Consider the following 19,833-nt stretch of genomic DNA (forward strand, 5'->3'; position numbering starts at 1 on the left):
ATGGGCCCGAACGTGGCGGGAGTGATTGGCTCGGCGATAGCCGCCGGGGTGATGCTCAAGTACGTGCTGGCGATGTAAATCGTTACCTTTCCCGGATTGCGGCTGACGCCTTATCCGGGCTACCGGCGCGATCGGGTAGCCCGGACAGGCGCTACGCGCCGCCTCCGGGAAATACCCCAGGCGACGGTGCCAAAGCCCAAACCGAAGGTACGTAAAACGTCGTATTCCGACTAAGCGAGTTCTGAAATCAGTCAATCTGTGGGCCGATTCCGCGCCGACGGCCACTAAAAAAGAGAAAATAACCTTTTGATGTCAATTCGCCCAATGTTTGCCCGAAAAATCACGCACTGGTTTGCCCGACGTTCGTTTCAGAACCGCATCTTCCTGCTGATCCTGTTTACCTCGACAATCGTGATGCTGGCGATGTCATGGTATCTCACCAACATTACCGAGGAGCGCCTGCATTACCAGGTCGGGCAGCGCGCGCTGATTCAGGCGATGCAGATCTCCGCCATGCCCGAACTGGTTGACGCGGTGGAAAAGCACGATTTACCGCGCATTAAAGCACTTATCGACCCGATGCGTTCGTTTTCCGACGCCACCTATATCACCGTCGGCGACGCGAAAGGCCAGCGCCTGTATCACGTGAATCCTGAGGAGATCGGTAAATACATGGAGGGCGGAGACAGCGACGAGGCGCTATATAACGCCAAAAGCTACGTGTCGGTGCGTAAGGGATCGCTGGGTTCTTCACTACGCGGCAAGTCGCCGATCCAGGACAGCACCGGGAAAGTGATCGGCATCGTATCGGTGGGATACACCATCGAACAATTAGAGAACTGGCTGAGCCTGCAAATCGGATCGCTGATGATCCCGATGGCGATTATGCTGCTCCTGCTGCTTTACTGCGCGCGGCGCTTCTCGCTGCATATTAAAAAGCAGATGCTAAATATGGAACCTCAGCAGCTATCACAGCTGCTCATCCAGCAGAGCGTCCTGTTTGAATCGGTCTTTGAGGGGCTGATAGCCATTGACTCTCATTACAGAATTACCGCCATCAATCAGACCGCGCGGAGGCTATTAAACCTGAGCCAGCCGGAAACCATCCTGATTGGCAAAAGCATCAATAGCGTGATCTCTCAGGAGGCATTCTTCTATGACGCGCCGCAGACCAATAAAAAAGACGAAATCGTCACCTTTAACCAGATTAAAGTGATCGCCAGCCGCATGGCCGTCACGCTCAATAGCGAGCCTCAGGGCTGGGTCATTAGCTTTCGCAGTAAAGACGATATCAACACCCTGAGCCTGCAGCTTAGCCAGGTTCAGCAGTACGCGGATAATCTGCGGGCCGTGCAGCACGAGCATCGCAATCTGATCTCCACCATCGCCGGGCTGCTGTTTTTAAAACGCTATGACAACGCGCTGGATCTTATTCAGCAGCAGTCTGAAAGCCACCAGAAGGTGCTCGATTTTATTGCCCGTAACTTTAAAGTGAATCACCTTGCCGGGCTGCTGATCGGCAAGTATTACCGCGCCAAAGAGCTCGGAATAGAGCTGGTATTCGATCCCGCCTGCCACGTTGAGACCTTACCCTCGTCGCTTTCGCATAATGAGTGGATCTCGATCGTCGGTAATTTGCTGGACAATGCCTACAACGCCACCTTGCGCCAGCCGACAGGTTCAAGGCAGATCGAATGCCTGATCAACAGCGAGGGCGACGAAGCGATCGTCGAGATCGCCGACCAGGGCTGCGGAATTGACGAATCACTGCGCGATCGTATTTTTGAACGCGGCGTCACCAGCAGCGACAGCGGCGATCACGGCATCGGACTCTGGCTGGTTCGCAGCTACGTTGAGCAAGCCGGCGGCAATATCGTCGTCGATAACAACATTCCTTTTGGCACCATTTTTACCCTTTATATCCCCCTGACCAGAGATGAACATCATGGATAGCATTACAACTCTTATCGTTGAAGACGAACCTATGCTGGCGGAAATCCTGGTGGATACGATCAAGCAATTTCCCCAGTTCGAAGTCATTGGCATTGCCGATAAACTGGAAAGCGCGAAAAAGCTGCTTCGCCTCTATCAGCCCCAGCTCACTCTGCTGGATAACTTCTTGCCCGATGGTAAAGGGCTCGATTTGATCCGCCACGCCGTCAACACGCATTATCAAGGGCGTATCATTTTCATCACCGCCGATAACCATATGGATACCATCAGCGAAGCCCTGCGGATGGGCGTTTTTGATTACCTGATTAAACCGGTTCATTATCAGCGATTGCAGCATACCCTTGAGCGTTTTGCCCGCTATCGCAGCTCTCTGCGCTCAAGCGAACAGGCAAGCCAAACCCATGTTGACGCCCTGTTCAATATCCAGGCAAAAGAGCATACGGAAGCCGCAGGCTCTCCGCTGCGCGGTATTGATGAGAGCACCTTTAACCGGGTATTGCAGCTCTTCGCCGACCCGGAAACGGTCCATACCGCAGACACGCTCGCCCGTATTCTCGGCAGCAGTAAAACCACCGCCCGCCGTTACCTTGAGCAAGGGGTTAAAAATGATTTTCTTGAAGCTGAAATCAGCTATGGCAAAGTCGGCAGACCGGAGCGGATTTATCACGGTAAACATCCTGCGCCTCTTTAAGCCCCAGGAGATGCCCTGTTTATCGCGCATCTCCTTTCATGCGCTTATTCCACGGTGTAGCTGACAATAATTTGGCCTTTTTTCATCTTCACCTGGCTAATGACGATTTTCCCCAGCTCGGACAGGCTGGCAACGTGCGTACCGCCGCAGGGATAGCTCTGCATATCGCCGAACCCAATCTGGCGCAGGCCATCGGCAAAAGCGACCTGACGCGGTAAATTTCCTGCCTGCCAGGCGGCGACTTTTTCCAGCAGCGCGCTGGCTTCGGGCAGCCCGCCGTTAGCCCCGGCGGCAAAAATGATACGGCTTTCTCCCGGCCAGTGATGTCCTTTCATCGGCTGCCAGCCTGACTGCTCGCCGGCCTGGGCAAGCACGTGCCCGGCGGAGTGCAGGCGCGCGTGAAGCCGTCGGCTTTCCGCATCGATACGGATCGTGACCTCGCCTGACGGCAGCGGCTGTGAAACGATATGCGCTACGCTATCGCCGCGCGAAACCACGCCTTCGACCGCCAGATCGGCAATCCAGCCGCGATCCGCCGGCTGCCCGCCGCCCTGCGGGTGAAACAGCGTACGGTCCAGCTCAATGGCATAGCGGCCATCGGCTTCGCTCAGGCAGTTGACGACTCGCGCCAGGCATTCAGTGGCGTCGCTGGTGTAATAAAGGCGTTCTGTCATGGTTGTTCTCCTCTCTGTCAGGACAGTATATTGATATTACTGGTGGCGATAATCCCGCCTGACATCAATGCAATTTTGCCCTGGAAGCACAAATGAATCTAAGCCTACTGCCCGACCTCGCCCTGTTTGTGCAGATTGTTGAACAGGGCAGCTTTTCCGCCGTCGCGCGCCAGACGGGCGCGACGCCCTCGGCTATCAGCCGCAGCGTTTCTCGCCTTGAACAGGAGATGGGCTGCAAGCTGCTGCATCGCACAACGCGCAAGCTACGCCTCAGCGAGTCCGGTAAGACGGTGTATGAACATGCGCTGGAGATGCTGGAGTCGGCGCGTCTAGCTATGGATTCCGCCAGCAGTACCCAGGCGGTGGCGCAGGGCAAGCTCACGCTAAGCGTGCCGAAAGCCGTGGGCCGGTTTGCCATTCACCCGCTGATGCTGGAATTTTTTACCCGCTATCCGCAGGTCGACGTCTGTCTGCGGCTTGAGGATCGGGTTCTCGATTTTATCGATGACGGTATTGACCTGGCGCTGCGTATCACCCATACCCCTTCCCCGGGTCTGCACGGTAAACCGTTGATGACGATAAGCCACGTCGTCTGCGCGACGCCCGGCTACCTGGAACAACATGGAACGCCGCGAATGCCGCAGGATCTGCGCGCTCATAGCTGTATCAGCCTTGGCGAAACGCCCGCCGATGCGCGCTGGAAATTCCGCCGTGCGGGGAAAACGGAGACGATCCAGACCCACGGCCGCTACGCCGCCAACCACACCGCCGTGCGCCTCGATGCCGTGAAGCAAAATCTGGGGATCGGCAGCCTGCCGCTGTTTACCGCCCGTGAGGCGCTGGCGCGCGGCGAGATTGTGCAGGTTTTACCGGAGTGGGAGTTTATCAGCAGCTATTCCGGCCAGCTGTGGCTACTGTGGTCGGGCAACAAGCATATGCCCGCCAGAATGCGGGCGATGATTGATTATCTCAGCGAGAAGATGCAGCCGGCTTCAGGCAGCACAGCCATAGCGCGACGATCAAAAACCATGGAATAATAAGGCACAGGGCGAACCACCATCCTGAACAACCGATATCGTGCATCCTGCGGCAGCCAACGGCCAGCAGCGGAACAATCATCGGCAGCGAAAGAAGACCGCTGAGCGGTGCAGCGAAAAAAATGAAAACGCCGTACTGAGAGTTATGCTGCATCGCCAAAAACCAGGTCGCCAGCGGCAGGGCAAGAATCAACAGGTTGATGAGCAAAAAAGACCAAAACTCCTGCCTGCTGGCCACTCCGCTAAAATCGAGGCCCTTTTTCCATCCGTTAAAATACGCTTGTCCATTCGTCATTTTTCTCTCCCTGTTCATAGCCCAATCCAGTATTGGCTGCGTACCGGAGAGATTACGCCAGAATAACCCATCATGCGATAGCGCAAAACGGCGAGAGTTTTGAACGTGAGTTATTTTGCCTCGGCTATGAATAAAACGGGGATGATATATCATCCCCGTTTTATTCATCTTGCCGATGAAGATCATTTAATGTTGGTGGGTTGTTAAGCGTAATTTATTATAATTAATTAAGCTCCCCGCTTTAATAATCTCCCGCTCTGATGCGGTTAATCCCTCCATATAAAGCGAGATCTCTTTAACGGGATGCTGAGGGCTAATCACGAAGGCGGTAATTTGACTCATATTGGTTTCCAAAGCGGACTTGATTCCCGGAATATAGATGAAGTCGCCCACTTCAAATTCCGGCAGCGCCTCCATCTGCAGCGGCAGCATCCCCCAGTTGATAACGTTTGAACGATAGCGCTTGGTCGCATACTGCTGGGCAATATTCGCCAGGCCGCCGAGGACTCTCTGGCAGCTGGCGGCCTGCTCGCGCGCGGAACCATCGCCGGGTTTTACCGCATACACCATACTGCCTATCTCCGTCTGCTCGAGGGTGACATTTTCCTGTCCCGGCAGCTGTCGGATCCGGGAAAAAACCGCCTCAAGCTCCGGCTCCAGACGACAAGGGTTGTCGCCTGTCATCCGCCGTGTTTCCAGAGCGGCAATCTTCTTACTGCGGCCAACGTAGCCCGGGTCGCGTCGTGAAAGGGTAAACTCGGCCAGCCCTAAAGGATTGGAGCGGAATGAAGAGGTTTCTCCTGATGGAATAAGTTCATCGGTGGTGGTCACCGGATCCATTATCTTTGAGGTCACGTTTAACAGAATATTTTCCGTTAGCGCACTCATCTCCGGCCAGTCTTTAATATTCGGACCATAAATCAGCGATTGTTGCGTCGCCCCCTTAATAAAGCCTTGATAAACGCGATTTTTATAAGGCGAAGCATCAAATTCATACTGCGGAATGTTTTCCCAGCAATCGAGTTCGCAAGCCGATGTCAGCACGCCCCCATTGGCTGCCGTCGCCGCAATGGAGCGGGCATCCATCAGCGCGACAGCCGACATTTGCCCATTCCCCGGTTTTGACCCTTCCCGGTTTGGAAAATTACGCGTCGTGTGGCGAATGCTTAATCCGTTATGCATGGGCGTATCGCCTGCGCCAAAACAGGGTCCACAAAATGCGGTGCGCATAATCGCGCCGGCGCTCAACAGCGCGCTGGTCATGCCTTTTTTAGTCAGGTCCATTAATACCGGTTGGGAAGAGGGATATATCGACAGAGAGAAAGCGTTGTCACCACAGGAGCGGTTTTTTAAGGCATGCGCCGCTTCGACCACGTTAACATAATTTCCGCCGGCGCAACCGGCGATAATTCCCTGCTGAATCCGCAGTTTGCCATTTTCGATTTTATCCCGCAGGGTGAGCGCTGCGCGTCCCTGGGAAATTTTATCGGCCGCCGTTTCGACCTCATGCAAAATATCCTGCAAATTGTCATTAAGCGTATCAATTTCATATACGTTGGCGGGATGAAAGGGCAAGGCGATCATCGGCTTGATGCTACTTAAGTCCACTTCTATGCAGCCATCATAGTAAGCCATCTCTTTTGCCGAGAGCGGACAATAGTCCTGCTCCCTGCCATGAAGGCGTAAGTAGTGTTTGGTCTCTTCATCGGTTTGCCAGATAGAGGATAAACACGTGGTCTCCGTTGTCATCACATCCACGCTATTTCTGAAGTCGGTAGACATCGTCGCCACGCCCGGGCCAACAAACTCCATAAGTTTATTTTTTACGTAACCGCGCTCAAACACCGCGCCAATGATCGCCAGGGCAATATCCTGAGGGCCAACGCCGGGAGAGGGTTTACCCGTCAGATACACCGCAACTACCTCTGGATAATCAATATCCCAGGTCTCACCGAGCAGCTGCTTAACTAATTCTCCGCCCCCCTCGCCAACCGCCATCGTTCCCAAAGCGCCATAGCGGGTATGGCTGTCTGAGCCCAGGACCATTTTCCCGCTGCCGGCCATCATCTCACGCATATATTGATGAATAACGGAAATATGGGGCGGGACATAAATGCCGCCGTACTTTTTCGCTGATGACAAGCCAAATATATGGTCATCGCTATTGATCGTCCCGCCGACGGCGCAAAGGGAGTTATGACAATTCGTTAAAACATATGGCAATGGAAAACGCTCCATGCCTGATGCCTTAGCGGTCTGGATGATGCCCACAAAAGTAATATCGTGGGAAGCCATTGAATCAAATTTAATTTTTAACTTATGATCATCCCCTGACGTATTATGGGCGGAGAGAATCGACCATGAGATCGTTCTCTTGCGCGCCTCCTCCTTCTCCTCTACCGCGGCTGAACGATTATCAGCACAAATAATACCATGCTGATGCGAGATATAGACTCCATGGTCATATAATTTAATCATGACATATATCCTTAGATGTAGAAAAAATCACGCCTGAGCGATTAGCCCTACTTTTTAAAAGATCGCTGGCCGCGATTAATAAAATGGAAAGAAAATGGGCAGCAAAACAAAGCTAACAATTACCGATATCAAAATAAGCGGCAAACCAACTTTTACATAATCGACAAACTTATATCCGCCGGCGGAAAAAATCATCATATTGGCAGGCGTTCCCACTGGCGTCGCATAAGCGCATGAACAGCCGATAACAATCGCCATTAACACCGCCCGGGGATCGGCGCCCATCGAATGGGCAATAGACAGGCCAATCGGCATTAATAAAGCCGCCGTTGCCGTATTTGACATAAAATTGGTTAAAATGCAGGAGATGATTAATACGGCGCTTAAAAGTAAGAAAGGCGAGGCCTGGTGTCCGAGCAAGTCTATTATTGAGCGCGCCATGATCGCGCCAGCGCCGGTGGTTTCCAGTGCCTTTGCTAATGCCAGAGTACCGCCGAACAGGAAAATCGTCTGCGAGTCGATGGCCTGGTAGGCCTGTTTTTCAGTAATCACCCGGGTAATAACCAACGATAAAGCGCCAATTGAACCAATAATCGCGATCGGCAAACCAATGCGCTTTTCGAAGATCATGCCCAATACCGTCGCGATCAATACCGACAGCGCAATCACCTGCTTATACGTCGGGCAATCGACCGTCCTGATGCTTTCAGCGCCGTGCTTCTGAAGCGTATTTTTGCCGGGTAATATCCGGTAGCCGATAGTCACAAAATAGAGAATACCGCAGGCTAACATGGGAATACCTAACTTAGCGTATTCAAAAAAACCGAAACTTTGGCCAACCTGTTCCAGCGCCGATTGCGCGATCAGGTTGCCGGGTGAACCGATCAGCGAAAGATTACCGCCCAACGCCGAGGCAAACGCCAGCGGCATAAGAAGCCGGGAGCGGGCGTACCCTGATTTAATCGCTGCGCCTATTACCACAGGAATTAAAACCGCCGCCGTGCCAGTATTGGACAAGACTCCGGAAAGGAGCCCACAGACTAACATAATGATGACAATGAGCTGCTTTTCGCTCCGCGCATAACGCGTCACAATACCGCCAATCTTATCCGTTACGCCGGTTTCAAATAAGGCGCCGCCGACCACAAACATTGCCACAAACAAAATGACATTTTGATTAATAAAACCGGAAAAAGCCGTTTGCACATCAAAAACGCCGGTAACCACCAGAGTAATACAAACAATCATGGCCGTTACAGCCAGCGGGATTTTTTCCCATACAAACATTACTATAGAAAAAACTAATAGCGACAATGTAATCGTAACTGGAGACATAAATATATCACACCTCACCTTATCAAAGGCCATATAATCATATTTGAAATCAGGTAACTTCACCCACACTTAAACGCTCAAATAAAAAGAGCAGATAAGCCACATGCCGCTCTGAATAATAAACCTTGCCCCTGGGCACCCTGTGATGCCCAGCTAAGCTATCATTTCCTCAAAAAATTTTTAAATTACCTTCCAGGCGATTAATATTTCCCACCACCATACTCCTAGCGTGATTTGCAGGAGGAAAGTAAGTAACGCTAATATTCCACCGATAATCCACCATGATTTAATATCATTATAGCCAACGCCAAAAATAACTGGCCCTGCCGCCCCGCCGTAGTGGGTTACCATGCCACCATAAGAGTTGCTGAAGAGTAAGGCGAGCGCAGTTAGCATGACCGGTGCGCCAGAAACGTTCGCCAGCATAGCAAAAACGGGAACCATCGCCACAATATAAGCGCTGCCTGACGCAAAGAAGTAACGCACTAAAATGCTTAAGGCAACAATAACGATGAAAGCGACATTACCATGACCGTTAAATGAAATATTATTTTTTAATAAATCAGCCAACCATAAGAAAAAGCCAACTTTGGAGAGCAGAGAACTTAAACCAATAATACCGCCGTACCATATGAGCGTATTCCATCCCCCCTTATTCTTAATCACGTCATCCCAGGTGACGATTCTCAACACCAGCATTAACGCCATAACGCCGATCGCCACGGTAGACTCATTCACTCCCAGCGATTGACTAAATACCCAACCGCCAAGCGCAAGAACAAAGAGGCAGGACAGCATCTTTTCACGTAGCGTCATTGGCCCCAAAGCTTCCATACCGGCTTTGGCGATCTTTTTGTTATCGACTTTCTTCAGTTCTGGCGGGTAAAGCTTGTAGGTAATCAGCGGCGTCAACAGTAACATGATAATTCCGGGTAATCCGGCCGCCAGCGCCCATCCTCCCCAGCTCAATTTTATATGGCAAATATCTTCGATCATTTTTAGCGCAAGTATATTTCCGGCCATCGCGGTGAAGAACATATAGCTGGTTGTTTTGGTCACCATATAGACGTTCAGCATGAGATAATGACCAACGCGCTTTGCGCTGCGCTCCGGCTCGGACCCAAGAGCGACGGCAACACTGTTAATAATCGGCAGTACAATTCCGCCGGCACGCGCTGTATTTGAAGGCGTCGCGGGCGCCAGGATCAGGTCAAGGAAGGCGGTAACGTAGCCCAGACCCAACGTCGTACTGCCAATTTTTCCGATCAGAATATACGCAATTCTTTTACCCAATCCGGTAATGACAAATGCCGCGCTCAGGGTAAATGCAGAAAACACCAACCAGGTGGTACCTGATGAATATCCGCTTAACACGCTGGCCGCTTTTATCGAACCGTCGCCTAAATTTCCCACAACCACCATTGATGCGGCCACCGCGATCAGCAGGACCACGGGCTCAGCAAAAGGTTTAATGACTAACCCGACAATCGCGGCCAGATAGATACCGGATAATACCCAGGCAAGTTTTGATAACCCTTCTGGCGCTGGGAATAAACTGATGAGTAACGGTATTGCTATTATAACAAGCAGTTTCCATAATTTATTCTTTTGCATTTCATTCCTTCCCTGCAATCAATATGTAAGGATGCTGGTGAAACGTATTCACATCACTCCCTCCCCGATTCCGGGTATTTTTATAGATACTCAGAGAGTGGGTATTTATTCGGGAATGTAAACCGTTCCTGAAAGGATCTTCCGCGCAGTACGAATAACCGAAGCCCGGATATCTTCTGGGCGTTCAGTCGTCTGGCTTAAGTCGACTTCAATACCGCCGCTGGGGTGTTCGACTTTAATGATTCCGTCGCCTGATAGCTTCGTCAGTTCATTAGCAATGGTTTTCGGAATAATACATGCGCTTGCCAGACCGATAGCACCGGTAATCGCCAGCGATTTATGGCAATTATGCGGCATAAAATAGCGTACGTTTATACTTCCGCCGCTTAATGCAGGAGAAATCAGAACCGGTTTTGGGATAACCCTATTCGTTACATCCCCAAACCCCATCGCCTTACCGGCCTGGATACGAATAGATTCAAGCGATTTTAATAACCCGCTATCCCGATCTAATTCACTCGCAGATTCATATCCGGTTTTGCCCAGACTCTGAGCCGGGATCACCACCATGGGCATCGCCATATCAATACAGGTCACTCGTACATCATCGAATACGTCCATACGATTACCCGTCGGGAAAAGGCGTCCGGATTTGGCCCCCGCCGCATTCAAAAAAGTCAATGCAACCGGCGCGGCGCGCCCCGGAACGCCATCGATTTGGCTATCCCCTTCATAGATAACCTTGCCGTCAGGTGTTTGAACGTCAGCGTCAATAAAAGTATTGGTGTTCACGTTTCTTATACGCACTCGCGTAACCGGAGACGCCGCCTCAACTAACCCATGTTCAATCGCAAACCCGCCTACCGCACACAGCATATTGCCGCAGTTTGGCGTTGTATCCACCCGCCGTTCATTAACGATGACCTGAACAAACAGATAATCGATATCCGCTTCTTCGCTAAGCGATTGACTGATAATCGCCACCTTACTGGTTTGTGGGCTCCCTCCGCCAATGCCGTCAATTTCCAGCTCATGACCCGAACCCATGATGGCTAATAAGCAGTCATCACGTTTCTGAATATCCTTGGGTAAATCATCTGCTAAAAGAAAGGCGCCTTTCGATGTCCCACCACGCATTAATACACAGGGAATGCTCTTCATAGCATGTTCCTTATTCGCTAAGAAATAGAAGAATGGTGTAAAACGGCTCCGTGAATTTAATTGGTTTTATGTTTTTTAAGATTTTTATTTACTTAATTAACGGCCAATATCAATCACCTCAGGCATTTTACAAATTCATTCTACTTGCCAGAATCTCACCGGTTGATAAAATTTTGCCATAACAGTTATTCCTGCTGAGTATTAATAAAAAAGCATTCCCGCTTAATAATGACTAGTCATCTACTTAGAGAAACGCTTATTAACCCCTACGGAGCAATAATGAAAAATGAACTATCCGGTATGAAGGCTTTTGTCACGGTTGCGGAGCTAGGCTCATTTAGTAAAGCAGCCGAGCAGCTCAACCTCACGCAACCCGCGCTGACTAAAAAGATAAAAAAAATAGAGGATAATCTGAATATTGCGCTGTTCGAACGAACCACGCGAAAAATTGCGCTTACTCAGGCCGGAAAAATGCTTCTCCCAAAGGCCAAAGCGTTGATTGCCAGCCTTGATGCGGCAATATTTAACCTCAACGATTTAACGTCTCAAATACATGATACGGTAACGCTATCTTGCATTCCGACCGCCGTATTTTACTTTTTACCGCGTGCTATCGTGCAATTTAACCAAAGCTATCCCAACATCAAAGTACGAATTTATGAACAAGGTATAGAAACGTGCATGAACTCGGTACGCAAAGGCGATGTTGATTTTGGAATAAACATGAACTTCATCACATATCCAGACATCGATTTTATCCCTCTGGTGAATGAACCTTTTGTTCTGGCGTGTCGGCAAGACCATCCGCTGGCGGGGAGACAATTAGTTGAATGGCGGGAACTGGTGAGCCAAACCTTAATCGGGGTAAGGAAATCAAGCGGCAACAGACAGTTAATCGAGAAATGCCTGGCTGATAAGCCCTGGCGACTGGATTGGTTTTATGAAGTCCGACACTTGTCGACCTCGCTCGGTCTTGTCGAAGCCGGGTTGGGCGTCTCGGCGCTCCCCTGCCTGGCGATGCCCCATAGCGGCAACAGCACCGTCGTGAGCGTTCCGCTTGTCGAGCCGGTGATCCGGCGCACGCTGGGTATGATCCGCGTAAAGAACCGGCCCCTTTCCGCGGCGGCAGAACGATTAGCGTCGCTATTACTGCTGATGTGGACCGATGAAGCGGGCACGCTATGGCGCAACGTCGTCGACCCCATTCAGAGCACCTGAGCGCCATGCCCGGCCGCTTCGTTACCGGGCTAGGGCGCCAGCGCAATCACCTCGGCCGCCCAGCGCTGAAATCCTTCGACATCCAGCCCCAGCGCCACCTGCGCATTTGCCGGTTGGCCCAGTTTGCCTTCGATATCCACCACCGTGGTGCCTGAGGTCCATATGCCCTGGGTTTCTACCGCCACAAAGCACGGTGCAAGGGTAAACAGCTGCGGACGGACCAGCCAGGCAATCGCGCACAGGTCGTGCATACGCAGCCCGCTGCTCATGCTCCCGCTACGGTAGTGGCTAAACAGCGCGTGCAGCATCTTTCCGGTCTGATTAAGCGTCGGCAGAGTGGCGAGATACGCCGGCGCCAGCATCGCCTGATTGGTGACATCCAGCCCGCACATAACGATCTCCAACCCGCTGCTGAACACTTTAGCCGCCGCTTCCGGGTCGATGGCGATGTTAAATTCCGCGTTCGGCGTAAAGTTACCGCGCCCGGCGGAGCCGCCCATAATCACCAGACGACGGATGTTAAAACGGCATTCAGGGTACTGGGTCAGCAATAGCGCGATGTTGGTTAACGGGCCAATCGCCACCAGCGTCATCGGCTCCGGAGCGTGCATCAGCGCGTCGCGGATCGCCTGAAACGCCGGTTTCGCCAGCGGCTGACGGTGATGTTCAACAAAATCGTAGCCTTCCATCCCGGATTCGCCGTGCACGGAAGCGGCGTCGCGCAGCGGGCGAACCAGCGGCATCGACGCCCCCTGGGCCAGCGGGACACCAGCGTTCCAAAAATGCAGAAGCTGCAGGGCGTTGCGGGTCGTTTTCTCCACCGACACATTCCCCGCGACCGTGGTCATCAGCTGCAGATCCAGCTCGGGGGCGAACAGCGCGGCGGCAATCGCCGCGGCGTCATCAATGCCGGGATCGGTATCCAGAATGATAGGTAAGCGCATAGTTTCTCCATAAAAAATGCCAGACGTTAAGCCTGGCATCTTCTCATACTGCGGCGGAAAAGAACTTACTCTACTTCACGGACGTCTACGCGCAGCTCTTTCGGCACCTCGAAAACGATGTTCTCTTCGCGCCCTTCCAGCGGCACCGCTTCGCCGCCGCCCAGCTCCTGCAAACGCGTAATCACGTTCTGGACCAGAATATCCGGCGCCGAAGCGCCCGCGGTGACGCCGACGCACTGCGCTTCTTTCACCCACGCTTCCTGGATATCGGTCGCGTCGTCGATCAGATAGGCCGCTTTCCCCATCCGCTGAGCCAGCTCGGCCAGACGGTTAGAGTTAGAGGAGTTCTTCGACCCTACCACCAGCACCACATCGGCCTGCCCGGCCAGCGCGCGGACGGCTTCCTGACGGTTAGTCGTGGCATAGCAGATATCATCTTTGCGCGGCCCGACGATTTTCGGGAAACGCTCGCGCAGAGCGTCAATCACGTCGGAGGTATCGTCGACGGAGAGCGTCGTCTGGGTCATAAACGACAGCTTAGCGTCGTTTTTCACGTCCAGCGTCCAGACATCGTCCGGCGATTCCACCAGGTACATTCCCCCCTGCGGGTTGCTGTACTGGCCCATGGTACCTTCGACTTCCGGATGACCGGCGTGACCAATCAAAATGGATTCTTCGCCGCGACGGCTGGCGCGGGCGACTTCCATATGCACTTTGGTGACCAGCGGACAGGTAGCGTCAAACACCGTCAGATCGCGGCTTTTCGCCTCGTTGCGAACGGCCTGAGAGACGCCGTGGGCGGAGAAGATCAGGATTGCGCCGTCCGGCACTTCGCTAATCTGCTCAATAAAAATCGCGCCGCGCTGCCGTAGGCTATCGACAACATAGCGGTTGTGCACGACTTCATGACGCACGTAGATCGGCGCGCCGTATAGCGTCAGCGCGTTTTCAACAATGCTGATAGCGCGGTCAACGCCTGCGCAGAAGCCGCGCGGGTTAGCCAACAGAATCTGCATCTTACCCCTCCAGCGCCGGATCGATCTCCAGCACTTCAACATCAAAATGAACGGTACGCCCGGCCAGCGGGTGATTGAAATCAACGGTGATCGAATCGCCGTTCACTTCGCGGATCACGCCGGGCATTTCGCTGCCATCCATTGCGGTAAAGAGCATAATCGCGCCGATTGAAGGCTCGCCCGCGTCGATAAATTCCCGGCGCGAGAAGTATTGGATCAGGTCCGGGCTCGGTACGCCAAACGCGGCGTCCGGCTCCAGCGAAAAGGTGGTTTTATCCCCTTCTTTCAGCCCCAGCAGATGCTGTTCAAGACCTTCAGAAAGCGAGGTATCGCCCAGGCGAAACAGCGCGGGTTTACCGTTATTGCGTGTTGACTCTGCGGTGGAGCCATCGTCGAGCTTTAAGGTGAAGTGCACCAGCACCGCACTGTTGCTCTGTACTGATTTAGACATGCAGGTTGCTCACTTGTTTTGCCCGGCGGCGATGGCGCCGCCGGGCGAGTTTTGTTACGCCTGTTTCTTCGCAGCCGCGTTCGGTAAGAAGCCTTCCAGCACGATCAGCGCCGCGCCGATACAGATAGCGGTATCGGCAAGGTTGAAGGTGGCGAAGTGCCAGTCCCCGACGTAGAAATCGATCATATCGACGACAAAACCATGCCACAGCCTGTCGAATAAATTCCCCAGCGCGCCGCCAATAATCAGCGCATAGGCAATGTTATTCAGCTTTTGCGTCGCCTTAGAACGATACATCAGCACCGCGAGGATCACGCAGATACCGATAGCGATACCGGCGAAGAACCAGCGCTGCCAGCCGCCGCTGTCGGCGAGGAAGCTAAAAGCCGCGCCATAGTTGCGCGCATAGTGCAGATTAAGCGATGGGAACAGCGATACCGTATCCCCCAGAGCGAAGTTCTGGAGGATCAGGAATTTACTGCCTAAATCGATAATCAGCACGGCTACGACGACCCACAGCCAGCGTAGCCCCGTTGAACAAATCGGTTTACTCATCAGGCAAACTTACGTTTTTCGCCGTCACCGGCGATGTTGCTGACACAGCGTCCGCAGATATCCGCGTGTTCCGCCACCTTGCCGATATCCGTGGTGTAATGCCAGCAGCGCGGGCACTTGTCACCTTCGGCTTTGCTCAGCACGACTTTCAGGCCTTTCAGCAGCTCACTCTGCCAGGCGTCGGCCGGAGCCTGCGCATAATCGGCAACTTTCGCCCCAGAGGTCAACAGGACAAATCGTAATTCGTCGCCCAGCGCGTTGAGCTTCGCCGCCAGATCGGCATCGGCGTACAGGGTCACCGCCGCCTCCAGCGAGCCGCCAACCTGCTTATCCGTACGCGCCTGTTCGATAACCTTGTTGACTTCGCCGCGCACCTTCAGCAGCGCGTCCCAGAAACCGTCGTTCATCGCTTCGTCAGCGTCCAGGCCAAACAGGCCGGTATACCATTCGCCGGTAAAGACGTATTTCTCGCGGTCGCCCGGCAGGTAACCCCAGATTTCGTCAGCGGTGAAGGACATGATCGGCGCCATCCAGCGCACCAGCGCTTCGGCAATATGGTACAGCGCAGTCTGGCAGCTACGACGCGCGATGCTGTCGGCCTTGGTGGTGTACTGGCGGTCTTTAATGATATCGAGCCAGAACGAGCCCATTTCGATGGAGCAGAAGCGCATCAGGCGCTGCACCACTTCGTGGAAATCGTAAGATTCGTAGGCTTTGACGATATCGTCCTGAGCCGCTTGCGCGCAGCCTACAGCCCAGCGGTCCAGTACGACCATCTCTTCCGGTTTCACCATGTCTTTTGCCGGGTCGAAGCCGTTGAGGTTCGCCAGCAGGAAGCGCGCGGTGTTACGGATACGACGATAGCTGTCGGCGGCGCGTTTGAGGATCTCGTCGGAGACGGCCATTTCGCCGGTATAGTCGGTGGAAGCCACCCACAGGCGCAAAATATCCGCACCCAGCTTGTTCATCACGTCCTGCGGCGAAACGGTGTTGCCGATGGATTTGGACATCTTGCGGCCCTGACCATCAACGGTAAAGCCGTGGGTCAGTACCTGGCGGTAAGGCGCTTTGCCCTTCATCGCGGTAGAGATCATCAGCGAGGACATAAACCAGCCGCGGTGCTGGTCGGAACCTTCCAGATACATGTCGGCGGCGTGACCGGTAAATTCCGGACGCACGTCAACAACGGAGGAGTGGGTCGACCCGGAGTCAAACCACACGTCCAGCGTATCCGGCACCTTCTCGTAGCTATCCGCATCGGCGCCGAGGATATCGCGGGAATCGAGATCCCACCACGCCTGGATGCCGTCAACTTCTACGCGTTTGGCGACTTCTTCCATCAGCTCCAGCGTACGCGGGTGCAGCTCTTGCGTCTCTTTATGCACGAACAGCGACATCGGTACGCCCCAGGTGCGCTGACGAGAGATACACCAGTCAGGACGGTTGGCGACCATCGATTCGATACGCGCCTGGCCCCAGTCCGGGATCCACTGCACGCCTTTGATTTCGGAAAGCGACTGCGCGCGCAGGCCTTTTTGATCCATGCTCACGAACCACTGCGGCGTGGCGCGGAAGATGATCGGCGTTTTGTGGCGCCAGCAGCACGGGTAGCTGTGCTGCATTTTTTCAACGTGCAGCAGCGCGCCTTTTTCTGACAGCAGCGCAACGACAACATCGTTAGCTTTGAAGACGTTTACGCCGTCCAGCGTCGGGTAAGTTCCCGGCAGGTAGGCGCCGTCCGGACCAACCGGGTTAGCGACTTCCAGACCATATTTTTGACCGATGACATAGTCATCCGGACCGTGGCCTGGCGCGGTATGTACCGCACCGGTACCCGCGTCCAGCGTGACGTGATCGCCCAGGATCGCCGGGACGTCGAAATCGAGGAACGGATGCTTAAAGCGCATCAGCTCCAGCTCGGCGCCGTTCACCACCGCCAGGATGGTGTAATCAGCAATGCCGGCGCGCTTCATCACGCTTTCGACCAGGTCTTTCGCCAGGATCAGCGCCTGATCGTCAACCTGCACCAGCGCATAGTCAAACGCCGGGGAGAGGGAGATGGCGCGGTTCGCCGGCAGGGTCCACGGGGTGGTGGTCCAGATAACCAGAGAAACCGGGCCGTTAACGTCGGCCACGCCGAATTTCGCCAGTACCGCCGCTTTATCGGTCGCGTGGAACGCCACGTCGATGGACGGGGAGGTTTTGTCGTAATACTCGACTTCCGCTTCCGCCAGCGCTGAGCGGCAGTCTACGCACCAGTGCACCGGCTTAGCGCCTTTGTGCAGGTGGCCGTTGCCGATGATTTTACCCAGCGCGCGGATGATGTTGGCTTCGGTTTTGAAGTCCATGGTCAGGTACGGGTGCGACCAGTCGCCGAGCACGCCCAGACGGATAAAGTCTTTACGCTGTCCGTCAACCTGGGTGGCGGCGTATTCGCGGCACTTGGCGCGGAACTCGGCGGCGGTGAATTTCTCGCCCGGCTTGCCGTACTCCTGCTCCACTTTCAGCTCGATCGGCAGACCGTGACAGTCCCAGCCCGGTACGTACGGGGAGTCATAGCCCGCCAGCCCTTTGGACTTAACGATAATGTCTTTCAGAATCTTGTTAACCGAGTGACCAATATGAATGCTGCCATTCGCATAAGGAGGGCCATCATGCAGAATGAAGGTTTTTTTGCCTTTTTTGGCTGCACGAATGATGCCGTACAGGTCATCATCGGTCCAACGCGCCAGCATTCCCGGTTCACGCTTGGCGAGATCGCCGCGCATCGGGAACCCTGTTTCCGGCAAATTCAGGGTCGATTTATAGTCACTCATCAGATTCTCGGTTCCGTATTTCGGTTTGATAAACACCGTCAGGGTTATGCCTGCCCGGTTAGCCCAAAGAAGTCGCGGGCCGTTAACTCATCACGTGCGATTTGCGTTTTTAGTTCATCAAGCGACGCAAATCGCTGCTCGTTACGTATTTTTTTACGCAGTATTACATCTATATGGCGACCGTAGAGGTCCATTACAACATCCAGGAGATGAACTTCCAGCTGCTGACGCACGCCGGATACCGTTGGACGAGTACCAATGTTGGCGACGCCCATAAACGGTTTGTCGCCAAGCCCTGTCACTTCTACCGCATAGACCCCTTTTACCGGGGAAACCTGACGGCGCAGCGGTAAATTCGCCGTCGGGAAGCCTATTGTGCGCCCGAGCTCATCGCCGTGCACTACGCGCCCGGAGATGGTAAACGGATGCCCCAGCAGCGTCTCCGCGAGGGGCAGATCGTCGTCAGCCAGCGCCTGGCGCACCGCCGTGCTGCTGATGCGCACGCCGCCTTCACAGAAGGTTTGGGTGCTGGTGACGTCAAAGCCATACTCCACGCCGGCTTTTTGTAATAACAAGAAATCCCCCTGGCGACCCGCGCCAAAGCGGAAATCATCGCCAACGGCGAGGAACTGGACTCCCAGCCGGCGGACCAGCAGTTCGCTGATAAAGTCCTGGGCGGTCAATGCGGCAAAGCGCCGATCGAAGCGCACGCACAGGACGTAATCGACGCCGCTTTCGGCCAGATAGTTCAGCTTCTCACGCAGGCGCGTTAATCGCGCTGGCGCTTTATCGGCGGCAAAAAGCTCAAGCGGCTGTGGTTCAAAAATCATCACCACCACCGGTAAGCCACGCTGGCGACCTTCTGCGCGCAAACGCTGCAATAATGCCTGGTGCCCGCGATGCACGCCGTCAAAATTTCCAATGGTCAGCACGCACCCGTGCGGGGCCTGACTGAGATTATGTATGCCGCGTATCAGCTTCATGTCTGGCTCAAAACAGTGAAAATCGTCCGAGTATACCTTGTACAACTGGCGACGTTAACCAGCGATTGCACCTCTTCACTGAAAGATCCCGGTAATTCATTCACTCAGCGCGAGATTGCGGGAAAATCTCTCCGGCATCGTCGATTTTTATGGTCGAAAGGCTGTATTCGCCAGCAACAAGCTGGTAGAATCTTGCGCCATCACTACGTAATGAAGCGTTGTTAGTTTGAACGACGCTTATTTGCACAAATCCATTGACAAAAGAAGGCTAAACGGGCATTCTCCTCGGCCTTTGAATTGTCCATATAGAACACATTTGGGAGTTGGACCTTGGCTAATATCAAATCAGCTAAGAAGCGCGCCGTTCAGTCTGAAAAGGCCCGCAAGCACAACGCTAGCCGTCGCTCTATGATGCGTACTTTCATCAAGAAAGTATACGCAGCTATCGAAGCTGGCGACAAAGCTACTGCACTGAAAGCATTTAACGAAATGCAACCAATCGTGGACCGTCAGGCTGCTAAAGGTCTGATCCACAAAAACAAAGCTGCGCGTCATAAAGCAAACCTGACCGCTCAGATCAACAAACTGGCTTAATCGCCAGCGCGTTGTCGC

17 protein-coding genes and 1 pseudogene are annotated in these 19,833 nt (G+C 53.6%); 6 read left to right on the top strand and 12 right to left on the bottom strand.

The features are described from left to right. The 3 genes and pseudogenes from CMQ96_RS21975 to CMQ96_RS21985 all read left to right on the top strand — a co-directional run. A pseudogene (locus CMQ96_RS21975) lies at positions 1-78 on the top strand (oxaloacetate decarboxylase beta chain); the annotation flags it as partial. Positions 79-324: 246 nt separating this feature from the next. Continuing rightward, positions 325-1,953 (top strand): sensor histidine kinase, encoded by a 1,629-nt coding sequence (locus CMQ96_RS21980; RefSeq protein ID WP_004872278.1) that lies wholly within the window; start codon positions 325-327, stop codon positions 1,951-1,953. After that, entirely contained in the window at positions 1,946-2,644 is a 699-nt protein-coding gene (locus CMQ96_RS21985) for a response regulator (protein WP_049130048.1), read from the top strand. The genes CMQ96_RS21980 and CMQ96_RS21985 overlap by 8 nt, the downstream gene beginning before the upstream one ends. Before the next feature lie 44 nt (positions 2,645-2,688). Here the strand turns inward: CMQ96_RS21985 and CMQ96_RS21990 are convergent, their stop codons facing one another. Continuing rightward, the gene (locus CMQ96_RS21990) at positions 2,689-3,318 is read right to left on the bottom strand and encodes an alanyl-tRNA synthetase (protein ID WP_049088265.1); all 630 of its coding nucleotides are present in this window, start codon (positions 3,316-3,318) and stop codon (positions 2,689-2,691) included. Positions 3,319-3,410: 92 nt separating this feature from the next. Between CMQ96_RS21990 and CMQ96_RS21995 the strand changes: the two genes are divergently transcribed. Further along, positions 3,411-4,355: a LysR family transcriptional regulator gene (locus CMQ96_RS21995; RefSeq protein WP_082236765.1), complete on the top strand. Its 945-nt coding sequence runs from the start codon at positions 3,411-3,413 to the stop codon at positions 4,353-4,355. On the opposite strand, the gene CMQ96_RS22000 is transcribed toward CMQ96_RS21995, so the two are convergent. The 5 genes from CMQ96_RS22000 to CMQ96_RS22020 form a co-directional block, all read right to left on the bottom strand. Next, a complete protein-coding gene (locus tag CMQ96_RS22000; RefSeq protein WP_098067332.1) occupies positions 4,288-4,650 on the bottom strand; it encodes a DUF805 domain-containing protein in 363 nt (120 codons plus the stop codon). The genes CMQ96_RS21995 and CMQ96_RS22000 overlap by 68 nt on opposite strands. Positions 4,651-4,836: 186 nt before the next feature. Next, entirely contained in the window at positions 4,837-7,128 is a 2,292-nt protein-coding gene (locus CMQ96_RS22005) for a hydratase (RefSeq protein ID WP_098067333.1), read from the bottom strand. Between the two features lie 75 nt (positions 7,129-7,203). Then, positions 7,204-8,463, bottom strand: a complete 1,260-nt coding sequence (locus tag CMQ96_RS22010; protein ID WP_049086846.1) for an SLC13 family permease — start codon at positions 8,461-8,463, stop codon at positions 7,204-7,206. Positions 8,464-8,643: 180 nt separating this feature from the next. Further along, positions 8,644-10,077: an anion permease gene (locus CMQ96_RS22015; RefSeq protein WP_004872289.1), complete on the bottom strand. Its 1,434-nt coding sequence runs from the start codon at positions 10,075-10,077 to the stop codon at positions 8,644-8,646. Between the two features lie 105 nt (positions 10,078-10,182). Beyond that, a complete protein-coding gene (locus tag CMQ96_RS22020; protein ID WP_098067334.1) occupies positions 10,183-11,238 on the bottom strand; it encodes a 4-oxalomesaconate tautomerase in 1,056 nt (351 codons plus the stop codon). 279 nt (positions 11,239-11,517) lie between these two features. Between CMQ96_RS22020 and CMQ96_RS22025 the strand changes: the two genes are divergently transcribed. Further along, entirely contained in the window at positions 11,518-12,456 is a 939-nt protein-coding gene (locus tag CMQ96_RS22025) for a LysR family transcriptional regulator (protein WP_049086844.1), read from the top strand. 29 nt (positions 12,457-12,485) lie between these two features. Here CMQ96_RS22025 and rihC read toward each other — a convergent pair whose 3' ends face one another. The 6 genes from rihC to ribF all read right to left on the bottom strand — a co-directional run bounded on the left by rihC (position 12,486) and on the right by ribF (position 19,221). Next, positions 12,486-13,400 (bottom strand): ribonucleoside hydrolase RihC, encoded by a 915-nt coding sequence (gene rihC / locus CMQ96_RS22030; protein WP_049088261.1) that lies wholly within the window; start codon positions 13,398-13,400, stop codon positions 12,486-12,488. A gap of 65 nt (positions 13,401-13,465) precedes the next feature. Continuing rightward, positions 13,466-14,416: a 4-hydroxy-3-methylbut-2-enyl diphosphate reductase gene (gene ispH, locus CMQ96_RS22035; RefSeq protein WP_049086835.1), complete on the bottom strand. Its 951-nt coding sequence runs from the start codon at positions 14,414-14,416 to the stop codon at positions 13,466-13,468. Between the two features lies 1 nt (position 14,417). Continuing rightward, positions 14,418-14,867 carry an FKBP-type peptidyl-prolyl cis-trans isomerase gene (gene fkpB / locus CMQ96_RS22040; RefSeq protein WP_004872298.1) on the bottom strand — a complete coding sequence of 150 codons (450 nt, stop codon included), beginning with the start codon at positions 14,865-14,867 and terminating at the stop codon, positions 14,418-14,420. 54 nt (positions 14,868-14,921) lie between these two features. Further along, a complete protein-coding gene (gene lspA, locus CMQ96_RS22045) occupies positions 14,922-15,422 on the bottom strand; it encodes a signal peptidase II (RefSeq protein ID WP_024360376.1) in 501 nt (166 codons plus the stop codon). Beyond that, positions 15,422-18,238, bottom strand: coding sequence for an isoleucine--tRNA ligase (gene ileS, locus CMQ96_RS22050; protein WP_004872303.1), 2,817 nt, complete (start codon positions 18,236-18,238; stop codon positions 15,422-15,424). Before ileS ends, lspA begins: the two co-directional genes overlap by 1 nt. A gap of 44 nt (positions 18,239-18,282) precedes the next feature. Continuing rightward, entirely contained in the window at positions 18,283-19,221 is a 939-nt protein-coding gene (gene ribF, locus CMQ96_RS22055; protein WP_004872305.1) for a bifunctional riboflavin kinase/FAD synthetase, read from the bottom strand. 330 nt (positions 19,222-19,551) lie between these two features. Here ribF and rpsT point away from each other — a divergent pair, with 330 nt between their 5' ends. After that, positions 19,552-19,815, top strand: coding sequence for a 30S ribosomal protein S20 (rpsT, locus tag CMQ96_RS22065; RefSeq protein ID WP_003018940.1), 264 nt, complete (start codon positions 19,552-19,554; stop codon positions 19,813-19,815). The last annotated feature ends 18 nt before the right edge of the window (positions 19,816-19,833 follow it).

The sequence above is a fragment of the Klebsiella sp. MBT K-1 genome (genome assembly GCF_002556465.1).
Taxonomy (GTDB): domain Bacteria; phylum Pseudomonadota; class Gammaproteobacteria; order Enterobacterales; family Enterobacteriaceae; genus Klebsiella; species Klebsiella grimontii.

What these genes read in the sequence shown, in the direction of transcription:
- CMQ96_RS21980 (WP_004872278.1), top strand. Translation starts at nt 325, where the DNA reads ATGTTTGCCCGAAAAATCACGCACTGGTTTGCCCGACGTTCGTTTCAG.
- CMQ96_RS21985 (WP_049130048.1), top strand. Translation starts at nt 1,946, where the DNA reads ATGGATAGCATTACAACTCTTATCGTTGAAGACGAACCTATGCTGGCG.
- CMQ96_RS21990 (WP_049088265.1), bottom strand. Translation starts at nt 3,318, where the DNA reads ATGACAGAACGCCTTTATTACACCAGCGACGCCACTGAATGCCTGGCG.
- CMQ96_RS21995 (WP_082236765.1), top strand. Translation starts at nt 3,411, where the DNA reads ATGAATCTAAGCCTACTGCCCGACCTCGCCCTGTTTGTGCAGATTGTT.
- CMQ96_RS22000 (WP_098067332.1), bottom strand. Translation starts at nt 4,650, where the DNA reads ATGACGAATGGACAAGCGTATTTTAACGGATGGAAAAAGGGCCTCGAT.
- CMQ96_RS22005 (WP_098067333.1), bottom strand. Translation starts at nt 7,128, where the DNA reads ATGATTAAATTATATGACCATGGAGTCTATATCTCGCATCAGCATGGT.
- CMQ96_RS22010 (WP_049086846.1), bottom strand. Translation starts at nt 8,463, where the DNA reads ATGTCTCCAGTTACGATTACATTGTCGCTATTAGTTTTTTCTATAGTA.
- CMQ96_RS22015 (WP_004872289.1), bottom strand. Translation starts at nt 10,077, where the DNA reads ATGCAAAAGAATAAATTATGGAAACTGCTTGTTATAATAGCAATACCG.
- CMQ96_RS22020 (WP_098067334.1), bottom strand. Translation starts at nt 11,238, where the DNA reads ATGAAGAGCATTCCCTGTGTATTAATGCGTGGTGGGACATCGAAAGGC.
- CMQ96_RS22025 (WP_049086844.1), top strand. Translation starts at nt 11,518, where the DNA reads ATGAAAAATGAACTATCCGGTATGAAGGCTTTTGTCACGGTTGCGGAG.
- rihC (WP_049088261.1), bottom strand. Translation starts at nt 13,400, where the DNA reads ATGCGCTTACCTATCATTCTGGATACCGATCCCGGCATTGATGACGCC.
- ispH (WP_049086835.1), bottom strand. Translation starts at nt 14,416, where the DNA reads ATGCAGATTCTGTTGGCTAACCCGCGCGGCTTCTGCGCAGGCGTTGAC.
- fkpB (WP_004872298.1), bottom strand. Translation starts at nt 14,867, where the DNA reads ATGTCTAAATCAGTACAGAGCAACAGTGCGGTGCTGGTGCACTTCACC.
- lspA (WP_024360376.1), bottom strand. Translation starts at nt 15,422, where the DNA reads ATGAGTAAACCGATTTGTTCAACGGGGCTACGCTGGCTGTGGGTCGTC.
- ileS (WP_004872303.1), bottom strand. Translation starts at nt 18,238, where the DNA reads ATGAGTGACTATAAATCGACCCTGAATTTGCCGGAAACAGGGTTCCCG.
- ribF (WP_004872305.1), bottom strand. Translation starts at nt 19,221, where the DNA reads ATGAAGCTGATACGCGGCATACATAATCTCAGTCAGGCCCCGCACGGG.